Below are 23,190 nucleotides of genomic sequence, written 5' to 3'. Positions count from 1 at the left end.
AAGGGGACGTAGCATCCGGACGAGCTATATTGGAGACAAAGAGAGATGCCAACGGAAGTTTTACGTTGGTTATCGGCTATATACAAGCCGCCGCCAAAAGTAAAGTAGACGGCTTGTTGATTGGACCTGGCAGTGGGTTGTTATTCGGTAGTATTTTCCAATAAGATGATGGCATCATAAAGTACGCCGGCCTCGCCCCGAAATGTTCCTGAGCCTTCAGGCTGGTTATCTTTGGTATACCATTCGTAAAAACCTTTGTTTTTTATCACGCGTGCCAACATTGGTTTGATCTGTTCATACGCTTCTCGCTGAAAACCATTTTTGACCAGTTGTTGGATCATTCGCCCTCCAAACCAGGTCCAGTCGCCCCCGTTTTGATAGCCATAGGGATACATGCCTTTGTTTTTAAAGAAACCGGCAGGATAGGTGGGGTATATCGTCAAACCAATTGTAGCGGCGCCTGCATCCTTTACATTTTTGATCATTTTGTCCAAGGACGTTTTGATCTGTGCTTTGCTCAACAGGTTGGCTTCAATGGCCACAGCTGTGCCGCCGTGATAATAGATTTTATTTTCGTCAAAGTCTTTGGGGAATGGAGAGCCAGCGATATAAATGTGCGGAATAAACTTTTGGTTTTTGTCATCCCAAAGATGTTTCATGGTATTGCTGGCAATCGTCTCCCTGATGCGGGCCCATTTTTCTTTTTTCTCAGGGACAAGTTCCATATAGTTGTCGAGTGCTGTCAAAAACATGGCATTGTCATAGATATCCAAAGCAATGTGTGAATTTTCGTCGAGGTGGACGCCCCAGTCGTGTTCGGGCTGTACATCCCCCCAATCGACTGTTGTTGCGCCCCACAGCAGCCCATAGGTGCTATTATAGCGTTTGTCCATCAGAAATTGCAATGCTTTTTCCATTCGGTCCTTAACAGTTGTCCTGCCTATCTTGTGTGTGAGAAACGAACTGTCTTTGGTCGCTGTCACATATTTGTGTACTGCTTGAATCAGCGAAGTCTCCTGATCGGTTTCAACGGTGTTTTTGTGGCCGGCATATTCTGGAGCCAAGGTACTGGTAATCGTATAGTAATCCGATGTGCCGTTTTTCAAAGTCGATTTTTTGACGAATCCGTCGGCGATATTGCCATCTTCGCCCTGAAGTTTGAAGAATATGGCCAATTGCTCTTTTAGCTGTTCATGCGGATGTACCTGTACTGCGAGGTTGATAAACGTGTTGTAGTCTCTGATCCAAACTTCGCCATAGCCGTCTCCGGCATTGAATCCAGACTTGATCACATTGCTCGCCATATCTTTTACGAGCTGAAAGCTGCTGTCTTGACGAATGCTCTCTGTAATAGTATTGCCTGCGGTCTTACTGCCACCATTATTGCAGGACAGAAATATACAGGATGAGGCCAAGGCGAAAAATAAATTTCTCATAGTGCTATTTAATTAGGTCTATATATTGGATTTAACATTTGCTGTCTTTGACAAAAGCCTGTATTACTTTGGCAGTGCCTTTTCCCAGGTTACACAGGGAATAGAAGCCGGCTGCTGCGGGCACAGCAAATGTCTCCGCATAGTGAAAGATCTTTTTCATTCCACCAGCGGTGATCAGCTCTATAGCTTCACCTTCAACGAGCATCATAATATGGCATTGACCTTGTGTTTCGATGCGGACGCCTTGTGTAAATTCATATCTGAGTACATCATAAAAATGATCCTCGTGTGTCGGAAGATGGATTTTTTTTGACTGTTCATCCAGGTCATAAGGTTGTGGCCGGGAAAGCAGACTGTCTCTGACAACCCGGCCTTTGCGGCTAAAGTTGAGGTTGGCAAAAGCGCGATCAATATTCAATGGCCGAGGCTTGCCGTCCAAATCGGGGCGAAGCCAATCATACATCTTGAACGTATAATTATAGGGTGTGGCACTGATTTCCAGAACCAGATTGTCTTTACCCGATGAGTGTACAGTGCCATGCGGAATCAAATACAGTTGGTGTTTTTGAGCTTTAAACTTTTGAACGTATTTATCAATTGCTATGGGTTTGCCTGAATGGAAGCTTTGCTCAAGAGCGTCGCGAAAATCGTCGGCATCTATGTCTGCCTGAAATCCCAGATATACCTGAGCATTGTCTTTTGTATCGACGATATAATAAGATTCATCTTGAGTGAAGTTTTCCCCAAATTCAGTTTTTGCATAATCAGGGCTGGGATGGCACTGAATAGATAAATTGCCTCCGTCAAATGTATCTAAAAAGTTGAATCTGATGGGGAATTCAACATCAAAGCGCGCTTGGGCTTTACCCAATACATTGAAGCATTCCTGAAACATCAATTGATCAAAGGAGATCTCCAGTACCAATCCGTTATTTTCAAGCAAGATACCGTTTTCGGGTACAATCATTTCGAAAGACCAGGCATAATTTTTTGCACTCTGGTCAATGCCGGTCAGATGTTGTTTCATCCATTGCCCACCCCAGACGCCGGGTTCGAAGGTCGGTCGTACGCGAAAGTAGTTTTCGGACATCAGGTTTAACGTTGCCCTTAAATCGGAGCCCGTAATCCAAGGCAGATCATCCGGCGACTGTTGATCTGCCATGATGGCGACGCGTGGCATTATAGCCCTTTTATGGCGATTGAGTATTTCCCAGTCGACAAAATAGTAGCGTTTATAAATTTCCTTTTGGTTAGCATCCGGCGAGCAGGCCAGATTCCATGCGCGCCCTGAGCGCATGTGTTGGATCAGTACATTTTTGGGTAGATCGATATACATCACTTTGTCAGCACCATTGAGCAGGGCTGCGCCTACACCATAAAAAAAGATATATTCATCTTCCATCGCTTCCCTAAAGGTTTTCTGTAAAACTTCCATCTTCGCTATATCGAAATATTCGGAAAGTGTTAAGGTGGCTTTTTTGCCAAATAAAGGATCGTTACCACCAAGATAAGGGCCCACTTTTTGTTGAATGACGGATTCAGGCAGGAAGGCGCTTTCCATAGCTATAAATTGGACAGGTAGTCCACGGTTTGCGAATTCCTGCTGGATGCGTTGTATGAGGATTGTCCAGTTTACGCCGATAAAACCGTCAATGTGACGTATATCATGTTCAAGAAGGTGATCAACAAGTTCAGCATAAGAGTTCGATAATCTGCCCTGAACAGGGAATGTTGGCTGGATGTCGTATTGAAAAGATGTCGTTTTGATATTGGAAAACATAACATGTTATTTGTTGCGTATAAAAATTGATTACTTGCTTGTATAGGTTTACGCTTTAGCGTTTGTTTCTGATTTTTCGATCCAATATTTTTCAATTTCCTCTAAAGGTTTGCCTTTTGTCTCGGGCAGATAAGTCAGTACAACGACAAAGGCAATAGCACAGCACGAAGCAAAAAGCCAGAACGTATACTGGGCTCCCCAGGTGGCCAGCAATATGGGGGTCAGCTGCCCCACGATTGCATCGGAAACCCACATGACCATGATGCTGATTCCCATTGCCCGTGCACGGATGGCATTGGGAAATATTTCTGCTGCGACGACAAATTTTAGTGGGCCGATGGAGAAGGCAAAGAAAAATAAGAACAGTAGGATAGAAGAAACCAGGGCAATGGAGCTTGCCTGCTGTTGCTGACCGAAGAGGTATCCTGTCAAAAGCAAACTCAAGGCCGCACCTGATGTTCCCACTATATACAATAATCTTCTGCCCCAGTTGTCGACTTTCCAAAGCGCGAAACAGGTAAAGAGCACGTTTGCGGCGCCAAAAAACAACTGTGCATGGTAAGAGCTATCCAGCGAAATACCCGATTCGAGTAGGATGCTTGGCCCGTAGTACACGATGGCGTTAATGCCGCTAAACTGAGAAAATAGGGGTAGAAACAACCCGAGCAGAAAAGCGCGACGGTATATAGGTGAAAAAAGATCTTTGATGCTGCCTTTGGCAGGACTAGTCGCTTTCTGAAAATCGGATAGTCCAAGCTTGGCGCTAATCAGAGCGACTTCGGCTATCCGTCCATTTTTAGCGAGCCAGCGCGGGCTTTCCGGAATAAAATAGACGCCAAGACACAGCAGAATCGCTGGTACTGCTCCAACTAAGAACATGGTACGCCAGAGCTCTGGTTGCGGCAGCCCATACTTTTGAAGAATAAGATAATTGCTAATATAGGCAAGCAGAATCCCGAATGTAATGGCCAGTTGATAACAGGTGACTGATCTGCCCCGGAATTTACTGGGAGAAATCTCGGCCAGGTAAAGCGGTACAACGATAGAGGCAATTCCGACGCCCAGACCGCCAATGGCTCTGCACAGAATAAGTATCGTATAATTTGGGCTGAATCCGCAACCGATAGCGGAAAGCAAGAAGAGGAGCGATGCCATAATAAAGGGCTGCTTCCGTCCGTATTTGTCTGTAAAAGGACCAGTAAAGAGCACGCCCAGAATACAACCTATCAGAGCAGAGCTCACAAAGATACCTTCCTGTGCCGGAGATAATGCGAAAAATGGCTTAACCAAAGGCAGGGCTCCGGCGATCACGGCCATATCGAAGCCAAAAAGAAGCCCTCCAAGAGAGACGATGCATAAAATGGTGAGTAAGTTTTTCGACATAACCAGTTTATAATTGTATGTATATACATACAAACATATGTCTATTTTTTTAATTATGCAAAAAATCTTAATTTAGCCTGAGCAAGATGATATCATGAATTTAAAAATAGACCATAAAAGTCCCGTTCCATTGCATGTTCAAGCAGAGAATCTATTGCGGGAGTTGATAAAACAACCGGAATATATTGAAGGAAAGTTATTGCCCAATGAAATAGAGCTGGCCAAACGTTTGGCCATTTCCCGTTCGACGCTGCGTTTGGCGATCAACAAACTCGTTTACGAAGAACTTCTGATCCGAAAGAAAGGCATTGGTACGAAGGTTGCCAACTCTAAATTTAGCTCGAAGTCGAAAAATTGGCTGAGTTTTTCCCAAGAAATGAAGAATCGAGGTTTAGAAGTCAAAAATTTTGAACTTCATGTAAGCTGGGTCGTACCTGATAAAATCATCAGTAAATTTTTTAATGTTGATGAAAATCAGAAATTACTGAAACTAGAGCGGTTAAGAGGCAAGAAAGATGATCCATTTGTATATTTTATCTCTTATTTTCATCCCCGGATTGGCCTGACCGGAGACGAAGACTTTAAGCGCCCATTATATGAAATACTAGAATCCGATTACCACGTTGTAGCAGATCTCTCTCAGGAAGAAATCGATGCTATTGCCGCAAATAAATTCATAGCCGATAAACTAGAGGTGAATATGGGGGATCCGATCCTATCCCGTAAACGATTTGTTTATGATCAGTCAGGTAAACCAATAGAATATAATCTGGGCTTTTACCGAGCCGAAAGCTTTACCTATACGGTGGAAAGTCGAAGAGATTACTGAAAGGCAGGATCGCCCATCTTAGAGCATGAGCACCATTAAGGAGCAGCGAGTTGAATTTGTTCATGCTATTGAAACCGCGAAGTGCTTAATAATGGGGCGGTCGTCTATTCCCGATTTATTACTGTCAATATGTTCATACATTCTTTGTTTTTTTGTAAGTTTGTTTGTAAACCTAATTGACAACGATGGCAAAACATCTTATTACTTATTTATTTTTATTATTTGCTGCAGCCCATGTCAGCGGACAACAGCAGTGTGACCTGGTTTCCTGGGTGAAACCCAATCTTGGATCTGTCCATAGCCGTTATTTTTTTTATACTCCCGGAGCACTACCATTTGGTATGGCTAAGGTAGCTCCCAGTACCAACGGCAGCTACGGCAATAAGTCCGGATGGGAAGCCGTTGGGTACGACGACCGTCACAGGTCCATAGAGGGTTTTGCTAATTTTCATGAATTTCAGATTGGCGGCATTGTTTTCGCACCTACTGTTGGCCCAATCAGGACTGTGCCGGGGAAACTGGATATTCCTCATAGTGGTTATCGCTCATCATTTGATAAGGCCGACGAATTTGCCACAGCAGGTTATTATCGCGTCAAACTAAAAGATTATGCTGTCCTGGCCGAACTGACGGCAACCAAGCGCGTTGGATTCCACCGATATACTTTTCCTCAAACCGATGCGGCCAATATTATTTTTGATATCGGACATATTATGGGGGAAAGCGGCCCCGTTGTGGACGCAGCTGTACATTATGACAAACAACGTATCTGGGGTTATGTCGAAACAAATCCGGTCTATGTACAAAAATATCAGCCTGGTGCCAGCATCAAGATGTACTTCTTTGCGGAATTGAGTAAAGCGCCCAAATCTTTTGGTGCCTTTAGGGATAGCTTGACTTTTTCGCAGCGGAAAGATATACAGGGGGCGGGAAGCGGCATGTATCTGCAATTTGATACCAAAGCAGGTGAACCCATTGAGATTAAAACGGGGCTATCTTATACTTCCGTCGATCATGCGCGATTAAATCTTCAGCAGGAAGCTGGTAAGCTCAGTTTTGATCTGGCTAAATCTCAGGCGCTCGATACTTGGAACAAGGCGTTGGGGCGTATCATCGTAGAAGGGGGAAAACCTGAAGATCGCGTCAAGTTTTACACGGGGTTGTACCATGCTCTGCTCGGGCGCGGACTGGCGAGTGATGTAAACGGCTCATATCCAAAAAATGATGGTTCGGTAGGAAAGATCGCCTTAAATGCGCAGGGACAGCCTGTCCACCATCACTACAATACGGATGCCATCTGGGGTGCGTTCTGGAATTTAACCCAGCTTTGGTCCATTGCTTATCCAGATTACTACAATGATTGGATACAGAGTCAACTACTGGTATACCGTGATGCAGGCTGGCTTGGTGATGGAATTGCCAACAGTAAATATGTATCTGGTGTGGGGACCAACTTTACGGGACTGGCGATAGCTGCTGCTTATAATGTGGGGATCCGAAACTACGATGTCAACCTCGCCTATGAAGCTGTCCGAAAAAATGAGCTCGAATCCAATGGGCGTATCCCGGGTGCGGGAAAGCTGGATGTGGGGGTATTTGTGGAGAAGGGATATTCACCTTATATAGCGGATGAAACTGGAAGTCCTGAACTATTAACTGCTGGATCTCCGTTTGGCGCATCGCACACGTTAGAATATGCCTTTTCGGCCGCAGCAGCTGCGCAATTTGCCAAGTCATTGGGACGTGATGCAGATTACACTCAATTCCGCAAATTGTCCGAAGCATGGAAGGTTCTTTATGATCCATCAACCAAATTTATACGTCCGAGGGACAACAAAGGAAGTTTTATAGCAAATTTTAATCCGTATGAGCCTTGGCGTGGTTTTCAGGAAGGGAACGCCTGGCAGTATACCTTTTATGTGCCCCATGTGCCCGGGGAATTAGTTCAGCAGATCGGCAAAGACCTATTCAACCATCGTCTCGACAGTATATTTATGGTGTCGCAAAAGCATGTCTTTGGTGGCGGCACGCATATTGATGCCTTTGCGGGAATCCAGAGTCTATATAATCATGGTAATCAGCCGAATTTGCATATTCCCTGGCTGTTTTATTTTTCGAACAGACCGGATTTGAGCCAGAAATGGGTTCGCGCCATATGTAATGAATTCTATGGTGTTGAAGCCACGCATGGTTATGGCTATGGACAAGATGAAGACCAGGGGCAATTAGGTGCGTGGTATGTTTTGTCGAGCATGGGATTGTTCGACGTCCGGAGTTTGACCACCGAAAATCCAGCCTTCCAGATCGGAGCACCCTTATTTGACCGCATTACCATACAGTTGCCAGGGAAGCAGTCCAGACAGCCGTTTATTATCGAGGTCAAAAAAGATGGGCCAGACAGCTTCTATGTCGACCGAATCCGGCTGAACAACAGGAGCTGGGCCAGCTGGGAGCTTCCTTTTCAAGAACTACGAAAGGGAGGTGTGCTGCAGGTGCAGCTCAAGAACAATGCAGCGGGTAAGTAGAATATAAACAAGAATAGCCCCTTGGGGCTATTCTTAAGGTAGGTTGGTTTGTTGATTGCCTACGCGATCTCCGCAATGAAATTGCCTTCTTTGTTCAGATCAGCCTTATGGGCTGCAATTTGCTGAAGGTTGATATAGCCAATAACATATTTGAAGTCTGCCGCGTAATATCTTTCCGTAATCTCGCTGAAATTTAATTTCTCAATGAGCAGGTCATCTTCATATCTCAAATAGACTTTAAGCAGATAGTCCTGGCTATACTGTAGCGCATTGGATGTTAAATGCTTCTTATATTCATAACGATAGCCATAACGTAGTGCCGCGATATCTGATAGCACCGCGGATCCGGTAGGATGGCCGCCGGCACCTTTACCATAGAAAAATTGTTCGTCTGCAAATGCAGCTTTAACCAAAACGCCGTTGTTCTCATTTTCCACGTTATACAGCATGCTCTCTTTGCTTACCAACCTTGGCAGTACGTAGAGCACGACTTTGTCCCCATCGATTTCTCTGGCCGTAGGAATTAGCTTAATTTTGAAGTTCTTTTCTTTGGCGAATCGAATATCTTGCTGTCCTAGTTTGTCTATCCCGATGTTGAAGACGTCGTCAGGTCTGACATAGATGCCATAGGCATGGGATGCGACGATACAGACTTTGAATTTGGGATCATACCCGCCGACATCAAGAGTCGGATCTGTTTCGGCAAAGCCCAACTCCTGTGCTTTTTTCAACGCATCTGCGTATTGCTGATTTTCATTGAAAACTTTCGAAAGGATATAATTCGAAGACCCGTTGAAGATACCGCTGACGGAATGTAGAAGCTCGTTGTCATAGTATTCTTCAAGATTACGGATAATTGGAATACTGCCGCATACGGCACCCTCATAAAGTAAGCTGGTACCGTATTCCTGCTGGATGTCTACCAGTTCCTCTAAGTGGCTGGCAATCATTTTTTTGTTTGCTGAGACCACATTTTTACCTGATTTTAAGGCGCGCACAGTTAACTTATAGGCCGCATCCGCGTCGTCGATCAGTTCCACAACAGTGTTGATTACAGGATCGGCCAAAATCGTTTCGGGATCTGTTGAAAATAGATCTGCTGGTAGTGAGCGCTTTTTGTCGGCATTTTTAATAACGAATTTTTTGATTTCCAGGTTCAGATTTTTGGTTTTGATGATATCGTAAAGACCTTGGCCCACGACACCAAATCCAAACATCCCTATCGTTAATTTATTACTCATATCTCTTCTTAAGTTCTCTTATCTTTTTTATTGCTCTTATACTAATTCGCTGATTTGCGTTTCTTTGTTCTTTAAAAATTCGGCAATTGCTGTCGTCAGTTTTGCCGTTTCAATTAAAAATCCGTCATGGCCAAATGTGGATTCGATTTCCTGATAATGGGCATTTGGGATGTGTCTGGCGATAAACTTCTGTTCTTCAGGCGGGAACAGAAGGTCACTGTTGACTGCTAATACCAGGGTTGGGCATTCTATGTTTGCCAAGGCAGCTTCCACCGATGTTCTGCCACGGCCGAGATGGTGACTGTCCATGGCTTTTGTGAGGTAAAAATAGCTGTAGGCATTATACCGGCTGACCAGCTTTTCACCTTGGTAATTCTGATAGGAGGATGCCTTGTATGCTCCCAGTTTGCTGTCGTCGGTATCGCGTTGTGTATGATTATAAGTATGGTAGTTGCGATAGGATAGCAAGGCGATCGAGCGAGCTACTTTAAGCCCTTTTATGCCACCATCAGGCTGGTTGGCATAAAAGGTGCGGTCTGCGGTAATGGCAAGACGCTGGCTCTCGTTGAAGGCGATCCCCCATGGAGAGTGCACCGCATTGGTTCCCACGACAATAAGTTGCTTAATGCTGATCGTCCTGGATGCTGCCCATTCCAACGCCTGTTGGCCACCAAGAGAGCCCCCGATCAAAATCTCAATCTGGCTAATTCCCAGATGTGCTGCAAGCAGCTGATGGGCCTTCACCAAGTCTTTTACGGTGAACTCGGGAAAGGAGAGGTAATAGGGCTGACCCGTATCCGGATTGACCGACAAGGGGTTGCTGCTGCCGTATGGCGAGCCAATGACGTTGGCGCAGATGATATAATAGTCATTGGGATTAAACAGATCATGCGTCCCAAAGAGTCCGGGCCACCAGTCGAAAACATTAGCATTTGCTGTCAGGGCATGGCAGACCCAGATGACATTGCTGTGTTCGGCATTGGGTTGGCCAAATGCTTCATAACTAATCTGTAAATCGGCAATTTCCCTTCCATTTTCAAAAACGAAAGGTTCAGAATGCTGATAAATATGCCTGCTCATGTATACTTCTATTTTGTCTGGTATCTGTTATTTAATCTTATCGAATGCCTGTTGCAGATCTGCTTTAATGTCATCGATATGCTCAATGCCTACTGATAACCGTAGCAGGCCAGAAAATACACCTGCATTTGCCTGTTCGGCTTCGCTAAGCTGCTGGTGTGTCGTTGCTGCAGGGTGGATGATCAGTGATTTGGTATCTCCGACGTTGGCTAGATGGCTGATCAGTTCGAGGCTATCAATAAAATCATTTGCCTTTTGAGCGGCATCACCTTTCAATTGAAAGGACAGGACCGCGCCGTAACCATTTTTCAGATATTTTTGCGCATTGGCAAAACTTGGGGAACTTTTCAGGCCCGGATAATTTACCTTTTCCACCTGTGGGTGAGCCTCAAGCCATTTGGCTACTTCCAGTGTATTGTCCACATGGCGTTGTACGCGTAGAGATAACGTTTCAAGTCCTTGTAAAAGAAGGAAGGAGTTGAACGGCGAAAGTGCTGGACCGAAATCACGTAATCCTTCAACCCGCGCGCGGATAGCGAACTGAATATTGCCAAAAGGGCCTTTTTCACCAAATACTTCCGAAAATACCAGACCGTGGTAACCTTCGGATGGTTCAGAAAACTGAGGGTACTTGCCATTTCCCCAATTATAATTACCTCCGTCGATGATGACACCTCCAATACTTGTTCCATGGCCTCCGATCCATTTGGTCGCTGATTCAACAACGACATGAGCACCGTGCTCGAGCGGTTTAAATAAATAGCCGCCTGCCCCAAAGGTATTGTCAACGATGAGTGGCAGATCGTATTTCTTGGCCACAGCGGCGATCTTTTCAAAATCTGGGATATTAAAACTGGGATTACCAATCGTTTCCACATAGATCGCTTTAGTTTTGTCATCGATCAATGCTTCGATCTTATCTGCTTCTGCGTCTGCGGCGAAGCGCGCTTCAATCCCTAGCCGTTTAAACGATACTTTGAATTGGTTGAAGGTGCCGCCATAGAGGTTGGAACCAGCAACAAAGTTTTCACCACTTTCCAGAATATTGGTGAGCGCGATAAATTGGGCAGCCTGTCCGGAAGCGACAGCTACAGCTGCGACGCCCCCCTCCAGCGCAGCAATGCGTTGCTCGAAGACATCGGTTGTCGGGTTCATGATCCGTGTATAGATATTACCAAACTGTTTCAGCGCAAACAGATTAGCGCCATGTTCGGCATTTTCAAATACAAATGAGGTTGTTTGATATATAGGTACAGCTCTTGATCCGGTGGTTGGATCAGCCACTTGGCCAGCGTGAACTTGTAGTGTTTCAAATTTTAAATTCTTTTTTGTAGACATAATATTTCGGATTTAAGGTTTCAAAAAAATTATTAATAAGGTAAATAGAAGCATACACACCCGTCAGGCAGGTCTGTTAACATCGTTATCCAGAAAAGAGGAAATGATTCTTAACAAGCTGAAAGGTGCATATGCATACGCATTCGCATAGCCATAGAAATGCGATGTTGTACTTCTTTCGTTGTTAATAGGCTCGTCTCATAGGAACCTAAAGTGTGGATAGTTTGCTGTAATGTAATAATCATTGTCTTATTTCATTTATATGCTCCAAAACGATATTGTTTTGGACAGGATTTGGCACCTTTTCAACCAAATTGAAGGTTGCCAGTGGGTCATAGAGCCAGTCTCTCGCCACTTCTTTATAAATCAAGACCTGCTGATTAAGGGAGGTGTTGATTAGAAATCTTCTTCAGAAGACAATACAAATATAAACTTCTTTTCTATTAATGCAAAAGAAAAACAATTTTTAATTAATTCAGGAATCATTTCCGTGTTAAGTTTTGCTTGCTTGGAGCTGTGTGGCCGTTTGTTCCAGATCCTTTAATAAAGGTTTTAATTCATTGATTCTGGCCTCTATGTCGTCGTGCAAGTTGTCATTGTTGGTCTTACCCAGTGAAATGGATAGGCCGACCAAATGCGAATTGACACGATATGAGAGCGCCTGAAAATGGTGAATATGCGTCCAATTCATCCATTTTTTCTCCGGTTCCTTTTTGAGTTGAGAGATGGTTTCTGAAAACTGAGCCATGGCGGTCTGTGCTTTTTTGCGGGCTAAGCGGATATCGAACGTGCTCTGTAGATTGTGCGACAATCTTTTATTGATGATCTGAAAATACTGCTGGTTGAAATCTGCCACATCTTTGGCCAGCTGAATCATGCCGGAGCTTTGGCGTACCGGAATTAAAAAGTAGCCAGCGATAGCAAGTAGCGCGCCCATCAGCGTAAATATCATACGGCTGCCCAGTATCACATCGATATTACCTTCAAATAAATTGAGCGCGATAACAATACCCCATGTAATAAAAATGACGCTCACCATATAGTTGGAACGGTTGAACAGGAAAAAGCCAAAAAGCCCCATTGCTGAAAGAACAAGCAATATGGAAAGGTTTTTACAATAGGTCAGGCTGAGTATCCCGATTAAAATACCTGAAGCTGTCCCCAATATTCGCTCAATATTACGGGTCTTGGTCATTGCGAAAGCGGGCCTTGCGACAATTGCAACAGTCAACAGGATCCAATAAGTATACTTAAAATCCAGCAAAAGTGTTCCAATTAACGCGCCGGCACCAAAAAGCAAAGCCATCCGCAGAGCGAAGCGAAACAAGGGATTTTTGAGGTGGAGCTGACTTTTTATACCGCTTGGGCTATTCAGGGGACGGTTGATAAATTGCTGATATTCTGTGCTGTCTATGCTGTCCCGGATTTGCTGATTTTGATAGAAAGCCACTTGAATGCGGCCGAGCACTTCGATAATGGCTTGCATGTTATTGATAATCGATCGAAGAATGACACGAGCAGTTCCGCTTTGCTGCTGCTGTATTCCGGTGAGTTCGGCAAGGATTTCTCCAAGTTTAACATTATTATAGTAAAGCTGCTGTGCATATCGAAACCGTTTTTTGGGCTGGGAAAAGCTATCTATTTCTACTGCCAGAACCTGAATGGCACGCCGGATCAAAGGCAGGCTGCCAGTATTCAAAAGGTTTTTCCGTATGGAATCATAGTCGTGGTCCAGTGCGGTAATCAATTCATGCAGATCGATCAAGCCATAAACCTGACTGAGCCAATAATTGCTTTTGTGCCACTGCTGCCCGATGATTTTTTGTTCGCGGAACAGCAGAGAACGGATCAACTCCTGCTGTTCACTGATCTGGCTGTGGACTTTTCCAACGCGACTATAAGTCGTTTCGAGCGGGATAGCCGGATCATAGGATTGGGTGCGCACAAGCAAAAATTGAGATAAACCTCTAAAGCCATTGGACATGGCGTATTTTAATGACCGATAGGGATGTACATAAGCTTGTAGGAGACTAAAAAAATAATAAATCGTTGCACCGCTGGTAATTTGTAGACTCACGGTTAGCGGATCCTTTGGTGCTAGACCAATAACAAAGCTCATTAAAATGAGTGTCATATTGCCTATTGCAGCATAGCGTGGACCAAATAAACCATATAAGGTAAAGACGAATCCAGCTATTGCAAGCAGAATGACTAATGGCCAATGGTGAGGAAATAGATAAGCCGTTAGCAGCGAAGCAACAAAAAAGGTCGGGATACAGATGGCTGCGGAAGCCAGCTTGTCTTTTCGGTTGCCGGGCGGATCGGTCAATGTGGTTAACAAAGATCCCACGCCAATGCCGATAGCAGTACTGGCCGAAGCTCCCATTACGAAAATTGCCAAGCTCGGCAAAATACTGATCGATACATTGCGCAGCGCGTCACCACTATGCTCGCCTTGAACGAACCGCATAACTTGGCTACAAATCGGATAGCATCTCTCTTTCAATAATACAAAGTTCATCAATCAGTTTATTACTAATGCGACAAAAATACAAATAAAATACTTTATATTTTTCACAAACATTTTATTTGTTTGGGTTTATCTAGTTTTTTTAAATTTTTATTTTGATGTGTATGCGTGTAGCGAACGAGTATAAACTGTGTCCGTCACCGCAAATGGCGACGGAATAAGGCGGGGGAGCAGCTGATAGCGGTCTCTTAAAACACGAAGAGCATCCCTTGGATGCTCTTCGTGTTTTAAATTATGATGAAGATTAGCTTAAGAATAAGATCTCTCTTAATTTAGGCAGAGGCCATTTTTTGTCATCCACGATTTTTTCGAGTTTATTGACGTGGTAGCGAATCACATCAAAATAAGGTTTGACCAGCTCATCGTAAGCGATTGATTTTTCACGTACATCCTCAATCTGATTTGCTTTTTTACGCTCTTGACGCATCGCCTCAGTTTGCTCAAGGATCGTATTTACATGCGTGGAAATGCGTTCTATGAAATTCAGCTGGGAGCTATATGCTGATTTTGCCAAGCCAAGTTCTTTTAGGCCTTTCACATTTTCGATAAGTTCGTTTTGATAGTTAAAACATGCCGGTGCGATCTGGTTATTGACCATCTCTTCGATGACACGTGCCTCAATCTGAAGTTTCTTGTAGAAGTTTTCCAGCAAAATTTCGTGACGGGCTTCTGACTCGCGTTTTGAATAAATGCCCAGTGATTCGAACAACGCCAATGATTCCTCTTTCACATAGACGTCTAAGGCTTTAGGAGTAGATTTGATGTTAGAAAGACCACGTGCAGCGGCTTCTTTTTCCCATTCTTCGCTGTAACCATTTCCTTCAAAACGGATCGCTTTTGAATCCTTAATGTATTTACGAACAACATTGAGAATAGCCAGATCCTTCTTCGTGCCTTTTTTGATCTGTTTGTCCACTTCAGCCTTAAATTCGATAAGCTGCGCTGCGACGATCGCATTCAATACCGTCATTGGCAACGCTGAATTCGCAGAAGAACCTACGGCGCGGAACTCAAATTTATTACCGGTAAAGGCAAAGGGTGAAGTACGGTTACGATCTGTATTATCTAATTTTAGTTCCGGAACTTTCGGAATACCGTGCCATAAATTCGCTTCAGCTTTTACTTTTTTGGCTACACGTGCAGATTCCACTTCCTCCAATAGCTCATCCAGTTGGGAACCCAAGAAGATCGAAATGATGGCTGGCGGAGCCTCATTCGCGCCTAGACGGTGGTCGTTGCTCGCGCTGGCAATGGAAGCACGCAGCAGATCTGCATGCTCGTATACTGCTTTGATGGTGTTGACAAAGAAGGTCAAAAACATCAGATTATTTTTTGGCGTTTTGCCCGGAGATAACAAGTTAACACCTGTGTTGGTGATTAACGACCAGTTGTTGTGTTTGCCGGAGCCATTTACACCTGAATATGGTTTTTCATGTAACAAGACTTTAAAGTTATGTCTTAAAGCGACCTGTTCCATGACGTTCATCAATAATTGGTTGTGGTCAATCGCCAAGTTGATTTCTTCGTACATTGGCGCACATTCGAACTGAGACGGCGCAACCTCATTGTGACGTGTTTTTAGAGGGATGCCTAGTTTTAACGCTTCGTTTTCGAGATCCACCATATATGCCAGTACACGCTCAGGGATAGCTCCAAAATAGTGGTCTTCCAATTGCTGGCCTTTGGCTGACATATGGCCAAATAATGTGCGGCCAGTTAACTGAAGGTCCGGACGGGCATTGTATAAGGAAAGATCTACTAAGAAGTATTCTTGTTCAATACCAAGTGAAGCGTTTACTTTAGTGACGGATTTGTCAAAGTATTGCGCAACATCCGTCGCTGCTCTATCGACCGCGTTGATGGCTTTTAATAAAGGTGCTTTGTAATCGAGAGACTCGCCTGTATAGGACACGAAAACAGTAGGAATACAAAGAGTCTTGCCTGCGCCTGTCTCATAAATGAACGCTGGGGAAGAAGGATCCCATGCGGTATATCCTCTAGCTTCAAAAGTATTGCGGATACCACCGTTAGGGAATGAAGAAGCATCGGGCTCTTGCTGTACCAGAGCATCGGCCGTGAATTTTTCGATCGCTTCTCCGTCATCATCAGGTTCAAAAAATGCATCGTGCTTTTCAGCTGTCGAACCAGTCAAAGGTTGAAACCAGTGTGTGTAATGAGACACGCCGTGATTAAGTGCCCATGTCTTCATGGCCTGAGAAATGTGCTCAGCAAGATCACGAGAAATAATCTGTCCCTCTTCAATAGATGCAACTAACTCCTTATATGAGTTTTTAGGAAGGTAGTCTTTCATTTTGTTTACGGAAAACACGTTTTTTCCGTAGATGTCAGTTGCTTTTTTAGTTTCAACTTTTTCAAATGGAGCAATCAGGCGTGATCCTGCTGCTTCTACTGCTTTGAATCTTAGGTTCGACATTTGTATTTTATAATTAAATTACAGTTTTGTTGATTTTGTGTTTCAAAAATATTGTGTTTTTATGGAAAACTGAAATTTTTTTATGTTTTTTTTGAAAAAATATGACTTTCTGGGCTTGTTGTGTTAAAAAAAAGAGGTCGATTTGTTAAAATTGACCTCTTTCTATCGTTTTTACTTGTAATCCAGACCCCAGTCTATTCCTTTTAGTGTTGCTGGTACACCTTTCTTCAGCCAGTTGGGGGCGGGAGCCCCTTTTAAATAATGGTCGAAGAACTGCTGTTCGCGAATCTGGATGTCTTTTCTGTTTTGGCGTTGCATCAAGTTGTGCTCATCGCCATTATAATTTAACATCCAAACAGGCTTATTTAAGCGGCGTAATGCGGTGAACATTTCTATTCCTTGATACCAAGGCACGGCACCGTCGTTATCGTTAGCCATAATGACAACCGGTGTATTGACCTTGTTCAGATGGAACAACGGTGAGTTTTCGATGTAGAGTTCAGGCGCCTCCCATAATGTCTTGCCGATACGGCTTTGGGTATGCTCATACTGGAATTGCCGTGACATACCCGACTGCCAGCGGATGCCGCCGTATGCTGAGGTCATATTCACTACAGGAGCACCTGCCCATGCGGCAGCATACATATTTGTCCGGGTGATGAGGTGTGCGACCTGATAGCCGCCCCAGCTTTGCCCCTGAATACCCATTTTGGTACTGTCGACCCAAGGGTTTTGGGCAAGATGCCGCATACCCGAATTAACATATTCTTCAGCCGATTTTCCAGGATACCCGGTTTCGTAGCTAATATTGGGAGCGAATACCAAATATTCGTTGCTGACAAAGTATGGGATGTTTAGCCGTGAAGGAGTAGGGGCGGGCGGCTGATACGTATAAAGCCCGTCTGACAGTTTCTCATAAAAATAGGCGATGACCGGATATTTCTTCGCCGGATTAAAGTTTTCCGGCTTATAAAGAATACCTTCAGCCTGATGGCCGGCTGGCGTCGTCCAGTGCACAAGTTCTGCTGTTCCCCAATTGTAACTGGCCTGTTGTCTATTGATATCCGATAATTGTAGTTCGTTGTTTAATTTGATCGTATTCGTATACAGATTGGGTGAATTTGCATAATCCTCCTTGCTGTAAAGAATCGTCTGCAGATCAGCGGAGGCACTTATATTTCTGAACGTCTTGGCTTCGACAAGCAAATTTTTGGGATCGTTATGCTGTCCTTTGAACTGGTAAAAGCCAGCTTCTTTTGTCTTGTTGTCAAAGGCAGTGAGCAAACCGCCTTTTTTATAATCGAGAATCAGCGGCTGGTCCCGTTCTTCTTCCCTTTGTAGGGGTAGATAGCGGAGCGTTGTGCGTGAAGCCGCTCCATAGCCATTGGTGAGTATGGATTTTTTTGAGCCATCCAGTTCAAAGAACCAGATATCATAGTGTGAATTGAGGTAAACACCTTTGTAATCTGGAGTCCAGGCGGCCATACCGTAGCTTTCTGCTTGGGTGGGCATATCATTCTCCTCATCAGCGAAGGCTGCTGGAATCCCCTCTGTCAATACAAATTTTCTTTTAGAGCTTATCTGGTAAGAATTCCATGTGCCTTTGTCGCGGTCAAAATACAAGATGTATTTAGCGTCAGGGCTCAATGTGGCGTATCCTGAGAAGTTGGAGAGGATCAGCTCCCGCTGGCCGGTCTTTGTTGAAACAAGATAGATATCATCTCTTGTGCCACCTTTCCATTGACTTTCGATGCGCTTACCGAAATCAGTTCGTGCCAGCATGTACTCTGCGTTGCCATCGTGCGTTAAGGAGGTAGAGTTAAAGGTCTCGTCTGTGAGCGGTATGACGGAACGGCTGTTTTTGGGATAGATAACCGCCAGAAAGTTCCTGGACAGATCTTTCTTTAAATTGACTAGCTGCATGGGCTGCAGATAGTCATCCTGCCAACTCCAGACATCGACTTTAGCGTGTTCAAATTCGACGAGCGTGGTATCTTTGACGCGAGGAACTGGTGCAATGCCGAAAAACAGCTTTTCACCATTTTTGCTGAATCGTATATCCCCATCGCCACTGACCGCCCAATTTGCAGGCATACCACTGCTGTTTTTGGTCACTAGATACTGAGCGGTGTCTACACCAGCACTAGCACTGTAATAATAGAGATTATAATTTTTTACCAATGCTTTTTCTTTGGAAAGATCCCCAAGATAAGCCAGCTGGTTGCCTGCCTCGTCGAAGCTAAAGTTTTTGTACTCGCCCCTTCCGTTTGATATTTTCTTTAAATTTTTACTTGCAACGTCGTATAAATAAACGCCTGATTCCTTGGATAGGCTGTCTTTAACATCGGTTTTTTTCGAGAAGACGAGCTTAGTCCCATCTTTATTCCATGCATATTGGTCTACCGAAGAGAATTGTAGAGAGTCTCCCGAAACAAGGTTATAGACAGTCAGCGTTGCAACTGTTTTTTTCTTCTTGTCGTTGTTTTGTTTTTTGGTTTGGTCTGAATCTACAGTACTTTTAGCTGAAAATGTTTTGTCTCCTGTCTCTTTATCAAAAAGGAAACTAACGAAATTGTTGTTCTTTTCGGCAATTTTATACGATTTGACTGCAGCAAACTTGATCAACGATGCATTTGTCAGATCATAGATTGCGAGAGAGTCTTTTGGAAACTCATCCGCTTTTTTCTTTTTGATTTTTGCTTCCCGTATTGCTGCGAATGGCGGCTTTATCAAACTGATCAGGTGATTCTCCGTGTCATTGAGCTTGGCATTATAGCCACGCGGGATCTGAATCAGTTCTTTATTATCTTTTGTTTTCAGAAATAGTTGATTATCGCCCTCCTGAGGCATCACTTGAAAGAGAACAAATTTACCGGATTTACTGATGTAAGGAGATGATATGCTCTGCCAGCTATCATATACCGTATGATCCAAAGGTTTCTTTTGCGCTTGCACCGTGAGGGCAGCGAGAAAACAGAAGGAGATACAGATATTTCTTTTATTCATATCGTAATACTTTTTGCTGCAATTTATCCATAAAAAATAAAACATCGTTGTTTTTTTGGTATATTCATTGTTACGAATACATAAAAAACTGGTTATGAAATCATCATCTATTATTGTTTCGGTCATAGCAGGCGCTGTGATTTTGTTGGCGGCATGGGTTTTTGGCAGTGCATATCGGTATAAATTTAAATCGACGCAGACAATTACGGTCAATGGCAATGCAAAAAAGGATTTTGAATCAGACCTGGTCAAGTGGAATGCTACTTTCAGCAGAAAGAATTATGAATTAAGTGCTGCGTCTGCGCAGTTGGCAACAGATCGTAACCTGGTACGTGACTTTCTGGTTCAACAGGGAATAAAACCTGAGGAAATTCGCTTTGAAGCGGTCAATATTGCTAAAGATTTTGAATACCACACGGATGGTAAGGGGAATGGTTATAACACCTTTTCGGGGTATACACTGTCGCAGACCGTAAGTGTAGAATCAAGAGATCTGAATAAAGTTGACAATGCTTCACGGGAGATTTCCACGTTGATTTCGAAAGGAATAGAGCTCAGTTCAAGCACGCCAAATTATTATTATTCTAAATTGGAAGACCTAAAATTGGAACTGATTTCGCAAGCATCGAAAAATGCGCATCAGCGTGCGGAAAATATTGCCAAAGAATCCAGTGCTTCATTGGGCGATCTGGTGAAAGCAGATCTCGGAATATTTCAGATCACCGGTCAAAATGACAATGAAGAATATTCTTCGGGTGGGGCCTTTAATACGACTTCGCGTAAGAAAACCGCGAATATAACCGTAAAGGCGAGTTTTATCAGTGATTAGCCTAAAATTATTTGGCTGTATGTCAGAGCACTATTGTTAAGGGTGTTAAATTTGTTCAAAAAGTTTTCTCCTTATCAATAAAAAACCTACTTTTGCATCATCCCAAACGGATATGCCCGGATGGCGGAATTGGTAGACGCGCTGGTCTCAAACACCAGTGGGAAACCGTGCCGGTTCGACTCCGGCTCCGGGTACGAAAGCTCGAAACATGGTTTCGGGCTTTTTTTATCTAAACCTTTTTATTTTCAGATATTCTTGTTTAAATTGGAAATACCAAATATAAACTCGAATGAAAGCACTTTTTTTGTCGGTTGCGCTATGCTGCTATGCATTGGTCTGGGGACAGGACAGTTTTGTTCTGAAGGAAAAAAAGAGTGCCAAATTTCCGTTTCTTTTTGTCCATAATTTAGTGATCATACCGGTTGTGGTCAATGGATTTGCTATGAACTTTCTGCTAGATACGGGGGTCAAAGAGACCATGATATTCGGTGAGACCCTCAAATCCATTGATAGCGCTGTTTTCGTCAACAAATTTCAGGGGTTAGGTAAAGACGAAGGACTGGATGGCTACTTGTCCGTAAATAATCAGGTTACGATAGCAGGTGTATATGAAGACCTAGATCAACCCATTTATATTTTAAATAATGCACATATTGACATTTCTACGCGCATCGGAGTGGAGGTCAACGGCATCATGGGCAGCCGCTTTTTTAATGATCACCTTATTGAAATGGACTTTTTAAAGCATAGGATTACCGTCTTTCAAAAGGAGGTTTATCCAAAAGGACTGAACAAGATGCAACGTGTGCCGATCGATATTCTGAATAGTAGACCTTATGCAGCTATTGCTTTTGATCAGGACGATGTTGCTGTCGAAGGGCGTGTACTAATTGATATGGGCAACAGTGATGCACTTATGCTAATTCCCTCAAAAGTAGAAAAATTCGTAATTAAAACTCCATTTATACACGACTATATCGGGCAGGGATTTAATGGGGAGATTTACGGGAAAAGAAATCGGATTAAATCCCTAAAGCTGGGGTCTTTCACAATGCACTATCCTTTGGTTGCTTATCCGGAATTGAGTTCGACCCAACATGCTACCTTTGTTAACGAACGCATAGGGTCTGTAGGCAACGAATTGCTGCGTCGTTTTAAAGTAGTTTTTGATTATCCTAATCATGTAATTTATCTTCAAAAAAACCGAAATTTTGATAAGTTCTATTATTTGAATATGAGTGGTCTGGAAATTGTTCACGATGGTATTAAATATGAGAAGGAGGAAGTTCCTGTTTATTTAAAGAAAGATGGGGGCACTGAGGTGCGTATGGGCAACAGCGTTCAATATCGCTTTGTGTTGAAAAATCTGTATAAGGTTGCGACAGTACGCGCTGGTTCGCCTGCGGCGATTGCTGGCTTAATGCCGGACGACAAACTACTGAAAATTAACGGGCGGCCGGCCTCTTCGTATTCACTGGAATCCATACACACGCTTTTTAAATCGGAGGAGGGCAGGGAGATGCGTTTTAAAGTAGAAAGGGACGGACAACAACTGGAATATAGATTTTATTTAAAAGATCCGTTGCCTTTTCACCCGAATTGAATTTGCAGGCTTATTGCTAGCTTAGTGTCCGAGAGAAGTTGGCTCCCCTTATAGCCGTATTTTCTTCTGTAAAAAGAAGATAGTTTAGAAAATAATTTTTTTTGTATCCCATTATAATTGGTATCTTTAAGATGGCGTATTTGTTGCTGCCATGGCTAAACGTAAACTTAAATATCCGTCTGTAAATGCTCCGGCGTTTTTCTTTGGAGATTTATAGCTGGTGAAATTTCAAATTTTCTATGATATGATACACTCTCCTGGCTTCCGTTTTAGGGAAGCAATCACTGAAGAAAAACCGCTGCAAGTTGTGGGCGCTATCAATGCAAATCACGCACTTTTGGCTGAGCAGGCGGGTTTCAAAGCCATTTATCTCTCTGGGGGTGGTGTTGCCGCCGGATCATTGGGTGTTCCGGATCTGGGTATTACTTCTTTGCAGGACGTGTTGATTGATGTAGATCGCATAACAAATGTTTGCAAGCTTCCATTGATGGTAGATATAGACACCGGATTTGGTCCCTCTGCCTTTAATGTTGCACGCACGATAAGAAGCTTGGTTAAAGCTGGTGCCGCGGCAGTACATATGGAAGATCAGGTAGGAGCCAAACGTTGTGGACATCGTCCTGGAAAAGAACTGGTCTCTAAGCAGGAAATGGAAGACCGTCTCAAGGCTGCAGTCGATGCGAGAACTGACGAACATTTCGTCATTGGGGCACGTACGGACGCTTTGGCATCCGAGGGGCTGGAACTCGCTCTCGACCGGGCTGTGGCTTATAAAGAGGCGGGGGCTGACTTTATTTTCGCTGAGGCGGTACATAATCTGGATCAGTATATGCAGTTTAGCAGGGCGACAGGACTGCCTATTCTAGCCAACATTACGGAGTTTGGACAGACGCCGCTTTTTACCCTCGATGAGCTCCGTCATGCGGATGTGTCGATCGTATTATATCCATTGTCGGCTTTTCGTGCAGCAAATAAAGCTGCGAGTGATGTTTATGACCATATCCGTAAAGATGGCGGCCAGGCAGCAGTCTTGGACCAGATGCAGACAAGGGAGCAGCTTTATCGAAGTATCGATTACTATGCTTATGAAAGCAGATTGGATCAGCTATTCAATAAAAAGACATAATCATGCCAGTATGACCATTGAGGAATGCATAAAGGAATGAGATCGCCTTA

General features: G+C 43.7%; 14 protein-coding genes, 1 tRNA gene and 1 riboswitch. Of the genes, 6 read left to right on the top strand and 9 right to left on the bottom strand.

What is annotated here, in order from left to right; genetic code table 11:
- Positions 1-140 precede the first annotated feature (140 nt).
- The 3 genes from K7A41_RS09765 to K7A41_RS09755 are packed head-to-tail and all read right to left on the bottom strand — an operon-like array spanning position 141 to position 4,599.
- Positions 141-1,436 carry an amylo-alpha-1,6-glucosidase gene (locus K7A41_RS09765; RefSeq protein WP_265713585.1) on the bottom strand — a complete coding sequence of 432 codons (1,296 nt, stop codon included), beginning with the start codon at positions 1,434-1,436 and terminating at the stop codon, positions 141-143.
- A gap of 31 nt (positions 1,437-1,467) precedes the next feature.
- Entirely contained in the window at positions 1,468-3,216 is a 1,749-nt protein-coding gene (locus tag K7A41_RS09760) for a class I mannose-6-phosphate isomerase (protein WP_265713584.1), read from the bottom strand.
- Between the two features lie 48 nt (positions 3,217-3,264).
- Entirely contained in the window at positions 3,265-4,599 is a 1,335-nt protein-coding gene (locus K7A41_RS09755; protein ID WP_265713583.1) for a sugar porter family MFS transporter, read from the bottom strand.
- Between the two features lie 94 nt (positions 4,600-4,693).
- Between K7A41_RS09755 and K7A41_RS09750 the strand changes: the two genes are divergently transcribed.
- Both K7A41_RS09750 and K7A41_RS09745 read left to right on the top strand, forming a co-directional pair.
- A complete protein-coding gene (locus K7A41_RS09750; protein WP_028068337.1) occupies positions 4,694-5,428 on the top strand; it encodes a GntR family transcriptional regulator in 735 nt (244 codons plus the stop codon).
- 185 nt (positions 5,429-5,613) lie between these two features.
- Entirely contained in the window at positions 5,614-7,953 is a 2,340-nt protein-coding gene (locus K7A41_RS09745; protein WP_265713582.1) for a GH92 family glycosyl hydrolase, read from the top strand.
- Between the two features lie 59 nt (positions 7,954-8,012).
- Here the strand turns inward: K7A41_RS09745 and K7A41_RS09740 are convergent, their stop codons facing one another.
- From K7A41_RS09740 to K7A41_RS09715, 6 genes are all read right to left on the bottom strand, one after another.
- A complete protein-coding gene (locus tag K7A41_RS09740; protein WP_265713581.1) occupies positions 8,013-9,194 on the bottom strand; it encodes a homoserine dehydrogenase in 1,182 nt (393 codons plus the stop codon).
- A gap of 36 nt (positions 9,195-9,230) precedes the next feature.
- Positions 9,231-10,274 (bottom strand): homoserine O-acetyltransferase family protein, encoded by a 1,044-nt coding sequence (locus tag K7A41_RS09735; RefSeq protein ID WP_265713579.1) that lies wholly within the window; start codon positions 10,272-10,274, stop codon positions 9,231-9,233.
- Positions 10,275-10,301: 27 nt separating this feature from the next.
- The gene (locus K7A41_RS09730; protein ID WP_265713578.1) at positions 10,302-11,612 is read right to left on the bottom strand and encodes an O-acetylhomoserine aminocarboxypropyltransferase/cysteine synthase family protein; all 1,311 of its coding nucleotides are present in this window, start codon (positions 11,610-11,612) and stop codon (positions 10,302-10,304) included.
- A gap of 255 nt (positions 11,613-11,867) precedes the next feature.
- Positions 11,868-11,980: riboswitch (SAM riboswitch) on the bottom strand.
- A 125-nt stretch (positions 11,981-12,105) separates the two neighbouring features.
- Positions 12,106-14,082 carry an FUSC family protein gene (locus tag K7A41_RS09725; protein WP_265713577.1) on the bottom strand — a complete coding sequence of 659 codons (1,977 nt, stop codon included), beginning with the start codon at positions 14,080-14,082 and terminating at the stop codon, positions 12,106-12,108.
- 304 nt (positions 14,083-14,386) lie between these two features.
- On the bottom strand, positions 14,387-16,576 hold the full coding sequence (locus K7A41_RS09720) for a glutamine synthetase III (protein WP_028068331.1): 2,190 nt from the start codon (positions 16,574-16,576) through the stop codon (positions 14,387-14,389).
- Positions 16,577-16,747: 171 nt separating this feature from the next.
- On the bottom strand, positions 16,748-19,582 hold the full coding sequence (locus K7A41_RS09715) for a prolyl oligopeptidase family serine peptidase (protein WP_265713575.1): 2,835 nt from the start codon (positions 19,580-19,582) through the stop codon (positions 16,748-16,750).
- Positions 19,583-19,676: 94 nt separating this feature from the next.
- Here K7A41_RS09715 and K7A41_RS09710 point away from each other — a divergent pair, with 94 nt between their 5' ends.
- The 4 genes from K7A41_RS09710 to prpB all read left to right on the top strand — a co-directional run bounded on the left by K7A41_RS09710 (position 19,677) and on the right by prpB (position 23,140).
- The gene (locus K7A41_RS09710) at positions 19,677-20,411 is read left to right on the top strand and encodes an SIMPL domain-containing protein (RefSeq protein ID WP_265713574.1); all 735 of its coding nucleotides are present in this window, start codon (positions 19,677-19,679) and stop codon (positions 20,409-20,411) included.
- Between the two features lie 114 nt (positions 20,412-20,525).
- Positions 20,526-20,605 (top strand) — tRNA-Leu (locus tag K7A41_RS09705).
- 95 nt (positions 20,606-20,700) lie between these two features.
- Complete coding sequence (locus tag K7A41_RS09700) at positions 20,701-22,014, top strand: PDZ domain-containing protein (RefSeq protein WP_051606445.1); 1,314 nt, start codon at positions 20,701-20,703, stop codon at positions 22,012-22,014.
- Between the two features lie 244 nt (positions 22,015-22,258).
- Positions 22,259-23,140, top strand: a complete 882-nt coding sequence (gene prpB / locus K7A41_RS09695; protein ID WP_028068328.1) for a methylisocitrate lyase — start codon at positions 22,259-22,261, stop codon at positions 23,138-23,140.
- Positions 23,141-23,190: the final 50 nt, after the last annotated feature.

The sequence above is a fragment of the Sphingobacterium sp. InxBP1 genome (genome assembly GCF_026191775.1).
Lineage (GTDB): Bacteria > Bacteroidota > Bacteroidia > Sphingobacteriales > Sphingobacteriaceae > Sphingobacterium > Sphingobacterium thalpophilum.
This window is presented reverse-complemented; position numbering and strand designations above follow the sequence as displayed.